The organism is Pseudomonas sp. SC3(2021), assembly GCF_019856535.1.
In the GTDB taxonomy this organism is placed as follows: Bacteria; Pseudomonadota; Gammaproteobacteria; order Pseudomonadales; family Pseudomonadaceae; genus Aquipseudomonas; species Aquipseudomonas monsensis.
The window spans coordinates 2688919-2704789 of record NZ_CP082236.1; the positions used below are offsets into that span (position 1 = coordinate 2688919).

Annotated in this window: 15 protein-coding genes; 6 read left to right on the forward strand and 9 right to left on the reverse strand. The window is 61.0% G+C overall.

Annotated features, from left to right (window positions below; genetic code table 11):
• Positions 1 to 2 precede the first annotated feature (2 nt).
• The 6 genes from K5Y35_RS12010 to dksA form a co-directional block, all read right to left on the reverse strand.
• A complete protein-coding gene (locus K5Y35_RS12010) occupies positions 3 to 1403 on the reverse strand; it encodes a polynucleotide adenylyltransferase PcnB (protein ID WP_123464097.1) in 1401 nt (466 codons plus the stop codon).
• Between the two features lie 734 nt (positions 1404 to 2137).
• Complete coding sequence (locus K5Y35_RS12015) at positions 2138 to 3574, reverse strand: sigma-54-dependent transcriptional regulator (protein ID WP_123464101.1); 1437 nt, start codon at positions 3572 to 3574, stop codon at positions 2138 to 2140.
• Between the two features lie 22 nt (positions 3575 to 3596).
• Positions 3597 to 6551, reverse strand: coding sequence for a sensor histidine kinase (locus tag K5Y35_RS12020; RefSeq protein ID WP_177490416.1), 2955 nt, complete (start codon positions 6549 to 6551; stop codon positions 3597 to 3599).
• Positions 6535 to 6711, reverse strand: coding sequence for a hypothetical protein (locus tag K5Y35_RS12025; RefSeq protein ID WP_003176118.1), 177 nt, complete (start codon positions 6709 to 6711; stop codon positions 6535 to 6537). Before K5Y35_RS12025 ends, K5Y35_RS12020 begins: the two co-directional genes overlap by 17 nt.
• Before the next feature lie 77 nt (positions 6712 to 6788).
• Positions 6789 to 7685: a tRNA glutamyl-Q(34) synthetase GluQRS gene (gene gluQRS / locus K5Y35_RS12030; RefSeq protein ID WP_222834289.1), complete on the reverse strand. Its 897-nt coding sequence runs from the start codon at positions 7683 to 7685 to the stop codon at positions 6789 to 6791.
• Between the two features lie 110 nt (positions 7686 to 7795).
• Positions 7796 to 8239, reverse strand: a complete 444-nt coding sequence (gene dksA / locus K5Y35_RS12035; protein WP_003228250.1) for an RNA polymerase-binding protein DksA — start codon at positions 8237 to 8239, stop codon at positions 7796 to 7798.
• Between the two features lie 334 nt (positions 8240 to 8573).
• On the opposite strand from dksA, the gene K5Y35_RS12040 reads away from it, so the two are divergent.
• Both K5Y35_RS12040 and sfsA read left to right on the forward strand, forming a co-directional pair.
• On the forward strand, positions 8574 to 9746 hold the full coding sequence (locus K5Y35_RS12040) for a pyridoxal phosphate-dependent aminotransferase (protein WP_186747917.1): 1173 nt from the start codon (positions 8574 to 8576) through the stop codon (positions 9744 to 9746).
• Positions 9746 to 10459 (forward strand): DNA/RNA nuclease SfsA, encoded by a 714-nt coding sequence (gene sfsA, locus K5Y35_RS12045; protein ID WP_186747919.1) that lies wholly within the window; start codon positions 9746 to 9748, stop codon positions 10457 to 10459. The genes K5Y35_RS12040 and sfsA overlap by 1 nt, the downstream gene beginning before the upstream one ends.
• On the opposite strand, the gene K5Y35_RS12050 is transcribed toward sfsA, so the two are convergent.
• Complete coding sequence (locus K5Y35_RS12050) at positions 10456 to 10773, reverse strand: Rieske (2Fe-2S) protein (RefSeq protein ID WP_123464111.1); 318 nt, start codon at positions 10771 to 10773, stop codon at positions 10456 to 10458. The two genes, sfsA and K5Y35_RS12050, sit on opposite strands and share 4 nt — an antisense overlap.
• 166 nt (positions 10774 to 10939) lie before the next feature.
• Between K5Y35_RS12050 and K5Y35_RS12055 the strand changes: the two genes are divergently transcribed.
• The 4 genes from K5Y35_RS12055 to K5Y35_RS12070 are packed head-to-tail and all read left to right on the forward strand — an operon-like array spanning position 10940 to position 14486.
• Positions 10940 to 11812 carry a hemin ABC transporter substrate-binding protein gene (locus tag K5Y35_RS12055; RefSeq protein ID WP_186747922.1) on the forward strand — a complete coding sequence of 291 codons (873 nt, stop codon included), beginning with the start codon at positions 10940 to 10942 and terminating at the stop codon, positions 11810 to 11812.
• A 50-nt stretch (positions 11813 to 11862) separates the two neighbouring features.
• Positions 11863 to 12846: a FecCD family ABC transporter permease gene (locus K5Y35_RS12060; RefSeq protein WP_177490570.1), complete on the forward strand. Its 984-nt coding sequence runs from the start codon at positions 11863 to 11865 to the stop codon at positions 12844 to 12846.
• Positions 12846 to 13613, forward strand: a complete 768-nt coding sequence (locus K5Y35_RS12065; RefSeq protein WP_222834290.1) for a heme ABC transporter ATP-binding protein — start codon at positions 12846 to 12848, stop codon at positions 13611 to 13613. The genes K5Y35_RS12060 and K5Y35_RS12065 overlap by 1 nt, the downstream gene beginning before the upstream one ends.
• 21 nt (positions 13614 to 13634) lie before the next feature.
• Positions 13635 to 14486 carry a ChaN family lipoprotein gene (locus K5Y35_RS12070; protein WP_222834291.1) on the forward strand — a complete coding sequence of 284 codons (852 nt, stop codon included), beginning with the start codon at positions 13635 to 13637 and terminating at the stop codon, positions 14484 to 14486.
• Positions 14487 to 14719: 233 nt separating this feature from the next.
• On the opposite strand, the gene K5Y35_RS12075 is transcribed toward K5Y35_RS12070, so the two are convergent.
• Positions 14720 to 15514, reverse strand: a complete 795-nt coding sequence (locus K5Y35_RS12075) for a Crp/Fnr family transcriptional regulator (protein ID WP_222834292.1) — start codon at positions 15512 to 15514, stop codon at positions 14720 to 14722.
• Positions 15515 to 15530: 16 nt separating this feature from the next.
• Positions 15531 to 15803 (reverse strand): TfoX/Sxy family protein, encoded by a 273-nt coding sequence (locus tag K5Y35_RS12080; protein ID WP_003228231.1) that lies wholly within the window; start codon positions 15801 to 15803, stop codon positions 15531 to 15533.
• Between the last annotated feature and the right edge of the window lie 68 nt (positions 15804 to 15871).

The following is a 15871-nucleotide window of genomic DNA, read 5'->3' on the forward strand; positions in this document are numbered from 1 at the left end:
CTTTACTCGCCTGTAGCACTCGAGGCGCCGGCACGTTTGCGCTTGGAGCCGCTGCTGCGGCGACGCTTGCGCGGAGCACCGCTGGCGTCATCGCCCTTGCCGCTGAGGTCGCGGATCATGTCGCGACGTTCGCTGTCGTTGGCATCCTGATAGTCAGTCCACCATTCGCCCAGACCGTCAGTTTCCTCGCCAGCGCTTTCACGTAGCAGGAGGAAGTCGTAACCGGCGCGGAAACGCGGGTTGTCCAGCAACAGGTCGGCGCGCTTGCCGCTGCGACGGGGCAGACGCTCCTGCATGTCCCAGATCTCGCGGATCGGCATGGTGAAGCGTTTTGGAATCGCAATGCGCTGGCACTGTTCGGCGATCAGCTCGTGAGCGGCTTCCTGCATCGCCGGAATCGGCGGCATGCCACGCTCTTGCAGGCGCAATACACGGGCTGGCAGGGCCGGCCACAACAATGCGGCGAACAGGAACGCCGGGGTCACCGGTTTGTTCTGCTTGATGCGCAGGTCGGTGTTGGTCAGCGCTTCGCTGATCAGCGTGTGGGTGTATTCCGGGTTGTATTCCAGTGCATCGGCACTGGCCGGGAACAGCGGGGCGAACAGTTGCAGATCGACCAGCATTTCGAAGGTGATCGCGCCGTGGCCGGAGAGGAACAGCTTGAGCACTTCCTCGAACAGACGTGCCGACGGAATCTCGCGCAGCATCGGTGCCAGTTCGCGGATCGGCTGCACGGTGTGCTTCTCGATACCGAAGTTGAGCTTGGCGGCGAAACGTACGGCCCGCAGCATGCGCACCGGGTCTTCCTGGTAACGCTGCTTGGGATCGCCGATCAGGCGGATCAGGTGATTGCGGATGTCGTGTACGCCGTTGGCGTAGTCGAGGATGCGCTCGCTGACCGGATCGTAATACAGGGCGTTGATGGTGAAGTCACGGCGTTGCGCGTCTTCTTCCAGGGTGCCGTAGACGTTGTCGCGCAGAATTCGCCCGCTCTCGTTGCGCGAAGACTGGTTGCTGTCTTCGTCGTCTTCGTTGACCGGGTGATTGGCGCGGAAGGTTGCGACTTCAATGATTTCGCGACCGAAATGGATATGCACCAGTTTGAAGCGACGGCCAATGATCCGCGCATTGCGGAATTCGGCACGCACTTGCTCGGGAGTGGCGCTGGTGGCGACGTCGAAATCCTTGGGCGTGATGCCCAGCAGCATGTCACGCACGCAACCGCCGACCAGATAGGCCTGATAACCAGCCCCTTGCAGGCGTTCGACGATATTCACCGCATAGCGGCTGAATTGCGTTTTCTGCAGCGAATGTTGGCCGCTGTTGAGCACTTCAGGGGTGCTACGGATGTGTTGCGTACGACGCACGGGAGTTCGGAATGACTGGAACAGCTTCTTCAGCATGGGATGCACTGTTTGAAGGAATGTTCGGCCATACCAAAGAATGACCGCATGATGGGCGCAGATTCTAGCATTTAGTCAGGGGATGGTGTAGGAGACAGCAGATTTGAGCTGTAAGCCGCAAGCTGCAAGGGTCGAGCAAGGGAAACTGGGAGGATTTTGCCGGAAGGGAGAAACTACAAGGGGAGCCGGAGCTCCCCAAGAAGTAGTTGCGTGCTCTTTTTATTATTGATTCGGGCTTTTTGTTTTTGTTGAGTGCCCTCGTCACGAAGGTTTTCCTTCGTGACCCTCCCAATCGGGAGCCAAGAGCAAACGGATTGCTTTGGTCGCTGAATTGCAGTGATCTCTCGATCCAACCAGTACAGGCTCTGTCTTAGGACAGTTTTTGTTGTTCTCGGCCTGGTCGTGGGGCAAGCCCCAAATACAACGCCTCTCCAAAAGAATCAGTTAGCTGCGCCTCTCGCCGTCTTGTTTTTATTGTGCGTGAGTCGATTCGTCTTATTTTTATTGTCTTGTGCATTGCTTGTTATTGTTCTTGTACCAAACATATAGCAGGTGCCGTGCCAACTTTTGCGAGGCCCAATAAAACAAGGGGTTAGGTCGATATAACCGTTTTGTCGGGGCGAAAAAAAGCCGGGGTTTCGTTACCGATAACCCCGGCTTCTGTTACGTGAAAGGACTGAGGTAACAGTTTTTTCACATCCTCAAGCGTTACCCGCACACTCGACAGGTAACGTTCAGCTCTCGCTGGCGACCCCGGTCTTGCGCCGTGGGATGCCCAGGCGCTGACGGCGTTCCCACAGACACTTGCGGCTGACGCCCAGTTTGCGCGCCAGTTCGGTCTCGGTCATGTGGTCCTGGTGCTCGAGGACGAAGTGCTGGAAATAGTCTTCCAGTGACAGGTCTTCGGTCGGCTCATGGCTGCTGTTGCTGGCGTTACCCGCCGTCTGCGGCGGCAGTCCGATGAACTCGTCGTCCTCCAGATCACTCAATTCGATGTCGATGCCCAGCAGGTCGGCTGAGATTTCCGGGCTTTCGCTGAGAATCACTGCGCGCTCGACAGCGTTTTCCAGCTCACGCACGTTACCCGGCCACGAATAATGCCGGATGGCCTGTTCGGCGTCGGCGGCAAATTTCAGGTCGGTGCGGTTGATGCGTGCACTTTGGCGAGCGAGGAACGCATTGGCGATTTCGTTGACGTCGGCGCCACGTTCGCGCAGGGCCGGCAGTTTCAGGGCGATTACGTGGAGACGGTAATAAAGGTCTTCACGGAACTGACCGATTTTTGCCAGGCTCTTGAGGTCCCGGTGGGTTGCCGCGATCAGGCGTACATCGACCTTTTGCGATTGCACCGAACCGACCCGGCGTATCTCGCCCTCCTGCAACACGCGCAGCAGACGGGCCTGGGCTTCCAGTGGCAGTTCACCAATTTCATCGAGGAACAACGTGCCGCCGTCCGCCGCTTCGACCAGACCGGCGCGCCCGGCGCTGGCGCCGGTGAACGCGCCTTTCTCGTGGCCGAACAGCTCCGACTCGATCAGGCTTTCCGGAATGGCGGCGCAGTTCACCGAGATCATCGGCGCCTTGGCGCGTTTCGACAGGTTGTGCAGGGCGCGGGCCACCAGTTCCTTACCGGTGCCGGATTCGCCCTGGATCAACACATTGGAATCGGTCGGCGCGACTTTGCGGATCTTGCTGTACAGATCCTGCATCGGTGGGCAGGAACCGATGATGCCGATTTCGCCGTTGCTGTTGTCGACGGCAGATTTGCCGCTGCCATTGGTCGATTTGTTGGCAACCACTGCACCGGCAGCCGGGGCCGACTGGCGATCGCGCAGGATCCGCGCGACTGCCTGGAGCATTTCATCGTGGTCGAAAGGCTTGGCGATGTAGTCCACCGCGCCCATCTTCATCGAGTCGACCGCCGAACGCAGGCTGGCGTAACTGGTCATGATCAGCACCGGGGTGCCTTCGCCGAGCTTGATCAGCTCGGTGCCCGGCGCGCCGGGCAGGCGCAGATCGCTGACGATCAGATCGAACGTAGGAATGGTGAAGCGTTCTTGTGCTTCCTGCACTGAACCGGCCTCGCTGACCTGGTACTGATTACGTTCCAGCAGGCGGCGCAAGGCGGAGCGGATAATTGTTTCGTCTTCGACGATCAAAATGTGCGGCATTGATTCGATACTCTCGACGGTCTCAGTTCACAGCGGACGTCGCTTCGACATGACGCGGTAAGGTCACCCGGATACGGGTGCCGCGTTGGCTTTGTACATCAGCCGGGCTGTCGATGGTGATTTGTCCATAATGCTCTTCAACGATGGAATAGACCAGTGCAAGGCCCAGACCGGTACCTTCACCCGGATCCTTGGTGGTGAAGAAAGGTTCGAACAGTCGGTCCATGATGTTCTTCGGAATACCACTGCCTTCGTCCTCCACGATCAGATCGACCGTGTGTTCGCCGGCTTCGCTCTTGACCCGCACGGCACTGCCCGCAGGCGAGGCGTCACGGGCGTTCGAGAGCAGATTGATCAAGACCTGGGCAAGTCGCTGCGGATCGCCTTCGACCCAGTGGTCCGGATCGCACAGGTTGTAGAACTGCACTTCGAAATTGCGCCGGTTCAGGGCCAGCAGGCCGATTGCATCCTGCGCGACTTCGGCCAGACAGACGGGCTCGTCACTGTGCTGATGGCTGCCGGCATGGGCAAAGCTCATCAACGACTGCACGATGCGCGAGACGCGTTTGGTCTGTTCGAGAATCTGTCCGCTGATCTCGGTCAGCTCGCCATCCTCTTCGCGTTCTTCGCGCAGGTTCTGCGCCAGACAGGCGATGCCGGTGATCGGATTGCCGATTTCATGAGCCACACCCGCCGCGAGTCGACCGATGCTCGCCAGGCGTTCGGAGTGCACCAGTTTGTCTTCGAGCATTTGGGTTTCGGTCAAATCTTCAACCAGTAACACCAGGCCGCTGTTACCCGGTGCCAATGGTTCGTCGATCGCTGCTTTGTGCAGGTTCAGCCAGCGGGTCTGGCCATCAAGCGCCAGGTGCTGTTTGTGCAAATGCTCGTCCGGCAGGTCGATGAAGCCTTGCAGCAGGCCTTTCCACGGCTCGCCGATGGTACTCAGGCGCGAGCCGACCACGCGCTGTGCGGCGATGCCCGTCAGCTCTTCCATGGCCTTGTTCCACATCAGGATCTCTTGGTCCTTGGCCAGCGAGCAAACGCCCATCGGCAATTCCTGCAAGGTCTGGCGGTGGTAACGGCGCAGGGCGTCGAGTTCGGCGGCCAGGCCGGTGAGGCGCGAGTGGTAATCCTCGAGGCGGCTTTCGATGAAGTGGATGTCTTCGGTCACATAGTTTTCGCCGCCGGCCTTGTACGGCAGGAAGGTTTCCACCATGTCCTGCGCGACGCTCGGCCCCATCAGGCCGGAGAGGTTGGCTTCGATACGGTCGCGCAAACGGCGCAGGGCATACGGACGGCGCTCGTCGAACGGCAGATAAAGATCGCGCAGCGCCTGTTCGACTTCTTTCTGCGCAGCCTTGGCGCCCAGCGGTTTGGCCAGTTGCGTGGCGAACTCCTGCGGCGAGGCGGCGTGCAGTTCGCGACGTTGTGGACGGCGGACGTTATCCACCGCACAGGCTTCGGCGGCGCTGGCTTCTTCGGGGCTGGCGTTGGTGAACAGCGAGATCAGGGTGAACATCAGCACGTTGGCCGCCAGCGACGCGATGGCCGCCATGTGCCAACTGGTATCGTCGAGCACGTAAATCATGTTCAGCAGCGGGATGTAGAAACCCTGCAGATTGCCGACCAGCGGCAGCAGCATGGTCACGACCCAGACCAGAATCCCCGCCAGCAGACCGGCGATAAAGCCACGACGATTGGCGGTCGGCCAGTACAGCACCGACAACACCCCAGGCAGGAATTGCAGGGTTGCGACAAACGCGACGATGCCGAGGTTGGCCAGATCCTGTTCGGCGCCGAGCATCAGGTAAAAGCCGAAACCGGCCATGATGATTGCGACGATCAGCGCGCGGCGTGTCCATTTCAGCCAGCGGTAGATATTGCCTTCGGCTGGTGGCTGGTAGAGCGGCAGCACCAAGTGGTTCAGCGCCATGCCCGATAGCGCCAGCGTCGTGACAATGATCAGGCCGCTGGCCGCCGACAGCCCGCCGACATAGGCGAGTAGCGCCAGCGGTTTGCTGTTGGCGGCGATGCCGACGCCGAGGGTGAAGTATTCCGGATTGGTGGTGGCGCCGAGCTTGAGCCCGGCCCACAGAATCAGCGGCACCGCCAGGCTCATGAGCAGCAGGAACAGTGGCAGGCCCCAACTGGCGCTGACCAGCGAGCGCGGGTTGAGGTTTTCGGTAAAGGTCATGTGATACATGTGCGGCATCACAATCGCCGAGGCGAAGAACACCAGCAGCAGCGTGCGCCACGGGCCTTCCTGCAACGGCGTGTGCAGGGCGGCGAGGGCGGTCTGGTTCTGCAGCAGCCACAGTTCCAGCTGTTGCGGGCCGTCGAATACGCCGTACAGCGCATAGAGGCCGACGCCACCGAGGGCCACCAGTTTAATCACCGATTCGAAGGCGATCGCGAACACCAGACCTTCGTGTTTTTCGCGGGTCGCGATATGCCGCGAGCCGAAGAAAATCGTGAACAGAATGATCAGCGCGCAAAACGCCAGCGCCACGCGGCTCTGGACCGGTTCGCCGGTCAGGATGCCAATGGAGTCGGCCACCGCCTGAATCTGCAGCGCCAGCAGCGGCAGCACGCCGATCAGCATGAAGATCGTGGTCAGCGCGCCGGCCCAGGTGCTGCGAAAGCGGAAGGCAAACAGATCCGCCAGCGACGACAGTTGATAGGTGCGGGTGATTTTCAGGATCGGATAAAGCAGCACCGGCGCCAGCAGAAACGCGCCGGACACCCCGAGATAGCTGGAGAGAAAACCGTAGCCGTACTGATAGGCCAGACCGACCGTGCCGTAAAACGCCCACGCACTGGCGTAGACCCCCAGCGACAGGGTGTACGTCAGCGGGTGGCGAATGATCGCCCGCGGGATCATGCCCCGTTCACTGATCCAGGCCACGCCGAACAGCACCGCCAGGTACGCGGCGCTGATCAGGATCATCTGGGTCAGGCTAAAGCTCATCGGCATCTTTTTGGCTCTGCAGGATGAAGGTCACGACAATCAGGATCAGCCAGAGCAGATAAGGGCGATACCAGGCGCCCGTAGCGTCGATCCACCAATCCATGATGGCGGGAGAAAACAGATAGATCCCGACGACCAAAAGCAGGACCAAGCGATAGATGTACATCCCGGCCTCTCTTTTTTATGCGCGTGCCCGAAAACGTGCGGCGATGGTAACGGATGGCGGCGCGACTGCAAGTGTCGTCATGACAGTTGCGCTTCGGGCAACGTCAGTGTGCGCGGGATCTTCGCGGCATCCCAGTGGGCGCGGCCCCAGTCGAGCAATTCCCGTGGCGTGGCATAGGCCAGTTCGGCGCCGGGGGTTTGCCCGAGTGCGCGCAGGGCGCGCAACAGTAACGGCGTGGCTTGATCGGCCTCAAGCGGCGGCGAGCGGTAGGACTTACCGAGCTTGTTGCCGTCCGGTTGGGTGATCAGGGGCAAGTGCAGGTAACGCGGCTGGCGCAGGCCAAGCAGTTCTTGCAGGTACAACTGACGCGGCGTCGAGTCGAGCAGGTCGGCGCCCCGGACGATGTCGGTGATGCCTTGCCACGCATCATCCAGCACCACGGCCAGTTGATAAGCGTAGAGGCCGTCACGGCGGCGGATCACGAAATCGCCGACGTCGCGGCCCAGATGCTGGCGGTATTCGCCTTGCACGCGGTCAATGAAGTGGTATTCCAGCTCCGGCACGCGCAGGCGGATCGCCGCGTCTTGCTGATCGTGACCGGCATTGCGGCACAGGCCCGGATAAATGCCGTTGTACGCTTCGAGCTGTTTGCGCGAGCAGGTGCAGGCGTAAGCGAGGCCGTGATTGAACAGGCTGTTGAGGACCTCCGCGTAGGCCTCGTGGCGATCGCTCTGGCGCACCATGTCGCCGTCCCATTCAAAGCCATAACTTTCCAGCGCTTTGAGGATCGCCGCCTGCGCACCGGGTTCTTCCCGGGGCGGGTCGAGATCTTCCATGCGCACCAGCCAGCGGCCATTGACCGAGCGTGCATCGAGAAAAGACGCGAGCGCGGCGACCAGCGAGCCGAAGTGCAGGTGGCCACTGGGGGTGGGGGCGAAGCGGCCGATGTAGGCGGGGGCGTTTTTGGCAGTCATGGAAACGAAGCTACTTATCAGGCTATACGCAGGTCAACCTACAAAAGCAAAAGAAAAGGCAGAAACAAAAACGGAGCGTTCGCACGCTCCGTTTTTCATTCAGGTCGGGATTATTTGCCGACCTGCTTTTCCTTGATTTCCGCCAGGGTCTTGCAGTCGATGCACAGATCCGCAGTAGGACGGGCTTCGAGGCGCTTGACGCCGATCTCGATGCCGCAGGACTCGCACCAGCCGTATTCTTCGTCCTGGATCAGTTCAAGCGTCTTGTCGATCTTCTTGATCAACTTGCGCTCGCGGTCGCGGGCGCGCAGCTCGAGGGCGAATTCTTCTTCCTGGCTGGCACGGTCGGCCGGGTCAGGGAAGTTGGCCGCTTCGTCTTTCATGTGATCAACAGTACGGTCGACTTCCTGCATCAAGTCCTGTTTCCACTTGTTCAGGATCTTGGTGAAGTGCGCGCGCATCGGGGCGCCCATGTACTCTTCGCCTGCCTTCGGAACATAAGGTTCGAAGCCGCTGATCGTCGCTTGCTGCTGTTGCTTTGCTTGGGTGGGCATGAAATGGACCGCCTCTACTCTTGTAATCCATTGCGCAGGATTGCTCCATCACCGACACCTGCCGGCCCTGCGGCTGCAAGCGGGCGAACTTACCAGATCAATTCGGCCTGCGCTACTCCCGGATGTCGAGGCCCCGGCGGGTGGCGCTTGCAAATGTTTGGCAAGCCGTGTCTGGTGGTGGTGAAGACCTGTTCAATCACTGATTTTAGTCAATCCTGGAGCGTACGCGCATATCGTTACAGTCCAGCGTTCTTGAGGCTGTGACCGCTACGGGTTCTCGCTCGTTCCGGCAGATGGGTAGAATCGTCTCTTTTTCCCCGTCGAAGGAAAACCAATGGCTCAGCCTTACAGTGCCCGCAGTCGTGCGATCGAACCGTTCCATGTCATGGCGCTGCTGGCGCGGGCCAACGAATTGCAGGCTGACGGCCACGATGTGATTCACCTGGAAATCGGCGAGCCCGACTTCACCACGGCCGAACCGATCATCCGCGCGGGGCAGGCGGCGCTGACGGCGGGCAAGACGCGTTACACCGCCGCCCGGGGCATTCCCGAGTTGCGCGAGGCGATCTCCGGTTTCTACCAGACACGCTATGGACTGAATATTGATCCACGGCGGATCCTGATCACGCCGGGCGGCTCCGGTGCGTTGCTGCTGGCCAGCGCGTTGCTGGTCGATCCCGGTAAACACTGGCTGCTGGCGGACCCCGGTTATCCGTGCAACCGGCACTTCCTGCGTCTGGTCGAAGGGGCGGCGCAGCTGGTGCCTGTCGGTCCCGATGTGCGTTACCAACTGACCCCGGATCTGGTCGAGCGGCATTGGGACCATGACAGTGTTGGCGCGCTGGTTGCCTCGCCGGCCAACCCCACCGGCACGATCCTGACCCGTGATGAACTGGCCGGGTTATCCACAGCCCTCAAGGCGCGGCACGGGCATCTGGTGGTGGACGAGATCTATCACGGCCTGACCTATGGCACTGATGCGGCCAGCGTGCTGGAAGTCGATGACGACGCGTTTGTCCTCAATAGTTTCTCCAAGTACTTCGGCATGACTGGCTGGCGCCTCGGCTGGCTGGTGGCGCCCGATGCGGCGGTCAGTGAACTGGAGAAACTTGCGCAGAACCTCTACATCAGCGCCCCGAGCATGGCCCAGCACGCCGCCTTGGCCTGTTTCGAGCCGGACACCATTGCCATTCTCGAAGAGCGCCGCGCTGAATTTGGCCGCCGCCGGGACTTCCTCCTGCCGGCGTTGCGCGAGCTGGGTTTCAACATCGCTGTTGAGCCCGAAGGTGCGTTCTATCTGTATGCCGATATCAGCCAGTTCGGCGGCGATGCCTTCGCGTTCTGCCGGCATTTTCTCGAAACCGAGCACGTTGCCTTTACCCCGGGCCTGGATTTCGGCCGGTATCAGGCCAGCCACCACGTACGTTTTGCCTACACGCAAAACCTCCCGCGCCTACAGGAAGCGGTTGAACGGATTGCCCGTGGCTTGAAGAGCTGGCAAGCCTGATGCGCTTTTATCCAGCGCTGGAAGAGGCGCGACTGATCCGTCGTTACAAGCGTTTTCTCGCCGATATCGAAACCGTTGGCGGCGAGTTGCTGACCATTCACTGCCCGAACACTGGCTCGATGCTCAATTGCCAGGTCGAGGGCGGACAGGTCTGGTTCAGTCGCTCCAACGATCCGAAGCGCAAACTGCCGGGCACCTGGGAAATCGGTGAAACTCCGCAGGGGCGGCTGTTCTGCGTGAATACGGCGCGGGCCAACGGTCTGGTCGAGGAAGCGTTGCAGGCCGGGGTGATTACCGAGCTGAACGGGTTTACCGCGTTGAAGCGTGAAGTTGCCTATGGCCAGGAAAACAGCCGCATCGATTTTCGTCTCGAATACCCGGGCGGCCCGGCTTACGTGGAAGTGAAGAGTGTCACCCTGGGCTTCGATGGCACCCGTGTGGCGGCGTTTCCCGACGCCGTGACCCAGCGCGGCGCCAAGCATTTGCGGGAGCTGGCGCATCTGGCCCGGGACGGGATTCGGGCGGTGCAGTTGTATTGCGTGAATCTCACCGCAATTGACGCGGTGCGACCGGCCGCAGAGATCGACGCTGCCTATGCCGACGCGCTGCGCGAGGCCGTGGCCTGTGGCGTTGAAGTGCTGGCCTATGGTGTGCGGTTGACCCCTGAAGAGATGATCATTGACCGGCGCCTCGACGTGTTGCTCAACGGTTAGACATCAATCCACAACCCTTGCGCGTCTTCACGGCAAGGGATCGCCGTCAGTGATTGCCCGGCGCAGGGGCCGGCGACGCATTCGCCATCCTCGATCAGAAACAGTGCGCCGTGGGTGGCGCACTGAATCAGGCTGTTGCTCGGGTCGAGAAAGCGGTCTGGCTGCCATTCCAGCCCGACGCCGCGGTGCGGGCAGCGGTTGAGGTAGACATAGGCCTGACCGCCACGGCGTACGGCGAACAGCCTTGTTCCGTCGAGATCGAAACCGCGGCTGCCGGCCTCGGCCAGTTCGGCGCCCGCGCAGAGAAACTTCATGGCTATCCTCTAAGGTCGGCTCGTGACTGGATATGTCCGAGCTTGACGTTTAAATGCAAACAATTATCAAATGGCCGCCTTCACCCGCGGGATGGCCGGCCGGTATCGAGGATACTTGGCCTGTCATCCGGATGCCCGGGAAAAACTTCGTTCAAGGAAGCTGTGTATGCGCCTGAATACCCGCGTTGCTGTGTTGTGTATGGGTCTTTTCCTCGGCCATCCGGCAGCGGCGGCCGATCTCCCACAACGCTGGGTCAGCGCTGGCGGGGCGTTGTCGGAATGGGTCAGCGCGCTCGGCGCTGAAGCGAAACTGGTCGGTGTCGACACCACCAGTCAGCATCCCGAAGCCTTGAAGGCGCTGCCGAGCATTGGCTATCAGCGCAGTCTTTCCGCCGAAGGCATTCTCAGCCTGCGCCCGGATATCCTGATCGGCACCGAAGAAATGGGCCCACCGCCGGTGCTGGCGCAGGTGAAAGCCGCCAAGGTGCAGGTGGAGTTGTTTTCAGCTCAGCCAGATCTGCCGACGCTGGAAAAGAACGTCACACATCTGGGCCGCTTGCTCGGCGCTGAACGCCAGGCGACGCAACTGCTGCAAGGTTATCAACAGCAACTCGAGACGCAGAAAGTGCGCGTGATGCAAGCGCAGGCGAAACAGAAAGCGCCCGGCGTGCTGTTGCTGCTCGGCCATGCCGGTGGCAAACCGTTGATAGCCGGCCAAGACACCGCTGCCGACTGGCTGCTGCAACAGGCCGGTGGACATAATCTGGCGACCCATTCCGGCTACAAGCCGTTTTCCGTGGAATCGCTCGCCGGTCTCGATCCTGAAGTCCTGGTGTTTGCCGACCGGGCGCTCACCGGTGAGGCGGCAAAAGCCGCGCTGTTCAAGGAAAACCCGATCCTCAATGCCAGTCGTGCGGCCAGGGCCGGGCGTGTTCTGGAGCTCGATCCAACGCTCTTGGTGGGTGGGCTCGGGCCGCGTCTGCCGGCGGCATTGCAAACCTTGTCTGACGCTTTCTACCCGGCCAAGAGCGGCCAATGACCACACTGGTCAAGCCCCGCGGCCTGTTCATTGGCCTGACGCTCCTGTGTTTGCTGGCGATCTGGCTGTCACTGGCGCTTGGCCCGGTCAGCCTGCCGCTGTTCGATACGCTGCGGGCAGCGCTGCGTTTGATTGGCGTGCCATTGGCGCCGGACGGCCTGGAGCAGGCTGAGTTGATTCTCGGGCAGATTCGTCTGCCGCGTACCTTGCTGGGACTGGCAGTGGGGGGCGTGCTGGCGCTGTCCGGTGTGGCCATGCAAGGCCTGTTTCGCAATCCGCTGGCGGACCCGGGGCTGGTCGGCGTTTCCAGTGGCGCGGCGTTGGGCGCGGCGATCGCCATTGTCGGCGGTTCTTTGTTGGGCGGCTTGCCGGAATGGTTCGGGCCGTACCTGTTGTCGGCGTGCGCATTTCTTGGCGGACTCGGGGTGACGGCGCTGGTTTACCGACTCGGTCGGCGCAACGGCCAGACCCACGTCGCGACCATGTTGCTGGCGGGTATCGCGCTGACGGCACTGGCCAGTTCGGCGGTCGGCCTGTTCACCTATCTGGCGGACGATGCGACCTTGCGTACGCTGACCTTCTGGAACCTCGGCAGCCTCAATGGCGCCAGTTATGCACGGCTCTGGCCATTGCTGATCATCACGGCCGGCGTCGCGCTGTGGCTGCCGCGTCGGGCACGGGCGCTGAATGCCTTGCTGCTGGGTGAATCCGAGGCCGGGCACTTGGGGATTGATGTCGAGCGCCTCAAGCGTGAGCTGGTGTTTTGCACGGCGCTGGGTGTCGGCGCGGCGGTGGCAGCGGCCGGGATGATCGGTTTCGTCGGGCTGGTGGTGCCGCATCTGGTGCGCTTGCTGGCGGGGCCGGATCATCGCGTGCTGTTGCCAGCCTCGGTACTGGCCGGGGCCAGCCTGCTGTTGCTGGCCGATCTGGTCGCACGGCTGGCGCTGGCGCCGGCGGAACTGCCGATCGGCATCGTCACGGCGTTTATCGGGGCACCGTTCTTCCTTTATCTGCTGCTGCGAGGACGCACCTGATGCTGCGTGCACACAATCTGCACATCCAGCGCGGCCGCCAGACCGTGCTAAGCGGCGTCACGGTGCAACTTGAACCGGGTGAAGTGCTGGGTGTGCTGGGGCCGAACGGTGCCGGTAAAAGTACCTTGCTCGGCGCCTTGTGCGGGGAGCTGAGTGCCAGCGAGGGTGAGGTTTGCCTCGACGGTGAGGCGTTGAGCAACTGGAGCGGCACGCTACGCGCGCGACGCCTGGCGGTGTTGCCGCAAGTCTCAACCCTGGATTTTGCCTTTCGTGTGGAGGAAGTGGTGGGGATGGGGCGTTTGCCCTATCAAACCGGGCGAGTGCGCGATGACGAGATTGTCGCCGCAGCGCTGGCGGCTGCGGATGCCGGGCATTTGAGCGGGCGCAGTTATCTGGCGTTGTCCGGTGGCGAGCGTCAACGCGTGCATCTGGCGCGGGTCCTGGCGCAACTCTGGCCGGGGCAGGCCGGGCAAACCTTGTTGCTGGATGAACCGACGTCGATGCTCGATCCGTTGCATCAGCACACCACGCTGCAAGCGGTACGCGACTTCGCCGATCGCGGCGCGGCGGTGCTGGTGATTCTGCATGATCTGAATCTGGCGGCGCGCTATTGTGATCGGGTGTTGTTGCTTGAAGGTGGCCGTCCAGTCGCGCTGAATACGCCGGAGCAAGTGTTGCGCCCGGATACCCTGAAAGCCGTGTTCGGTCTTGAAGTTCTGGTGCAACCGCACCCGGAGCGCGGGCATCCGCTGATCATCGCCCGCTGAGATTCTCGTCGAGGTGATTGCATGCGTGGGATGTGGTTATTGGCGCTGGTGTGGCTTGCGGGGTGTCAGCATGTTGTTGCACCGCCACCCGTCGCCGGTGACATCCGCGATCTGCACAGCGGTCAGGTGCTGACGGCGGAGCAATTGTTGGCGCGTCTTTCCAGGCCTGAGCGGGTGCTGATCGGCGAACAGCATGACAATGCCGATCATCATGCTGTGCAGTTGTGGCTGTTGCAGACGCTGGCCGAGCAGCGCCCCCAAGGCAGTCTGCTGATGGAAATGCTCACCCCGGAGCAGCAGCCCCGAATCGATCAAGTGCATCACGCGCAGAAACTGCCTGCCGATCTCCCCGGTGCATTGGCCTGGGAGGAGGGCTGGGACTGGAATCTCTATGGTCCGATCGTCCGCTTTGCTCTGACTCAACCCTCGCCACTGTTGGCGGCGAATCTTGAGCGCAGTGAAATCCACACGTTCTATCGCAACCCGCCAGTTTTGCGCGGTGAGCGCAGCAATGCTCAGCCTGTGAAAAGTGTTTTGTTGGGCCAGATCGGCGATTCCCACTGCGGCCTGCTGCCTGAATCGCAGATCCCGGCGATGCTGGCGGTGCAGCAACAGCGTGACCGGCGCATGGCCGAGCGTCTGCTGGCGGCGCCGACACCGTCATTATTGTTGGCGGGGGCGTGGCATGCGCGAAAAGATCTGGGCGTGCCGTTACATGTGCTGGACCTGGGCGCGACTCAGTCACCGACGGTGCTGATGCTGGCAGAGCAGGGCGATGACGTGACTGCGGCAATGGCCGATTTCGTCTGGTACACCCCGCCCACTGCGAAGCAGGATTACTGCGCGCAGATGCGCAAACAGTTCGGTAAATGACATTTCCACGGGCAAAAAAAGACCCGGTAAAAACCGGGTCAAATAACCGTGATTAGCCTGATGAGGAGATAATCTGAGAGTCCGAACCAAGGGCTTTTCAGAATATCGACCGATCTCGCGATCAGTTGTGATAATCATAGCGATTCTCATTACCGAGTCAACCACTGTTTCTGCATTTATTTTATTCAGCCCCAAAAATGGCCGGAATGTCCCGCAAAAGCAGGGCTTCAGCGCTAACCTTTGCTCGGTGTCAGTTGCGTGATCTGGCGATTCAACTGGCCGATGCGCCGCGCCATGCTCTCGATCAGGCTGTGGGCGATCTTCGGATTGGTGTGGCACATGCTCAAAAACTGATCACCGGGAATCAGCATCACCGTGCTCGGTTCTCGCGCAATGACCGACGCATTGCGCGGCTCGCCGGTGAACACGGCCATGGCGCCGAAGATCTCGTCCTTGGGCACTTCGCCGACTTTATGCCCGTCAACGAATGCCTCGGCGTGGCCATCTATGATCACAAACACATGATCGGCCGCATCGCCCTGGTGAATCAGCGTTTCACCGGCCTCGACCCGTTTGAAACCATTGGTGCTGCGAAACTCGCGCGGTTTCAGCTCGGCTACGGCATGGGCGAGCAGGGCCATTTGCCCCAGCAGATATTCCAGAAACTGTTCTGAACGAATGGGCTCGGCAAACAGATGCAGGAAAACATCGCTGCGCCGATAGGGCATCAAGCGCAATGGCCCGTCCGCGCACAAACGGCAATCGGCCCAGGCGTCGCCCTGCTGAAGGCCGATCAGATCACCTTCCTGCCAGTAAAACAGCAGCCGTGCGCCGACGCCGCCGTTGATCACGCCTTCGCTCAGTAGAAATACCTGATCGCCAGGTAACTGCGCCATCAGGTCAGCGGTCGCGTCTATCTGCAGAACCGGCCCGCACGGCGCCAGACCCTCCAGCCACTTCGCGGGCAAATTCTGCAAGCGATTGATCAGTGCATCGGCGTACGCCGATTGTTCCCCTAGCAGGTACATGGCGGTCAGCGCCCGTTCAGTTCTTGTGGCGCGAGGAAATCGCTTCTAGCTGTTTGTTCAAGGCATCCTTGCGTTCGGCGGGGATGTCGTTCCAGTGCACATCCATCAATGCCCCCTCGATCGCATACAACAACACCTTCGATGCGCGAAACCCACGGGTACGCACGGCCCGGTAGGCGTCCACCGCACCCAGGCGACGCAAGTCCGAGGCGCTGTGGATGCCCACGGCATGCAGCCATTGCGCCGACGTCTTGCCAAGATTTTTCAGGTGTTGCAGTTCATCATTCATCAAGCCTCCTTGCGACGGCCGAATGGTGCGTGGGCGAGCTTCTCAGGAGTGTAGCCATCAGTAGGAAA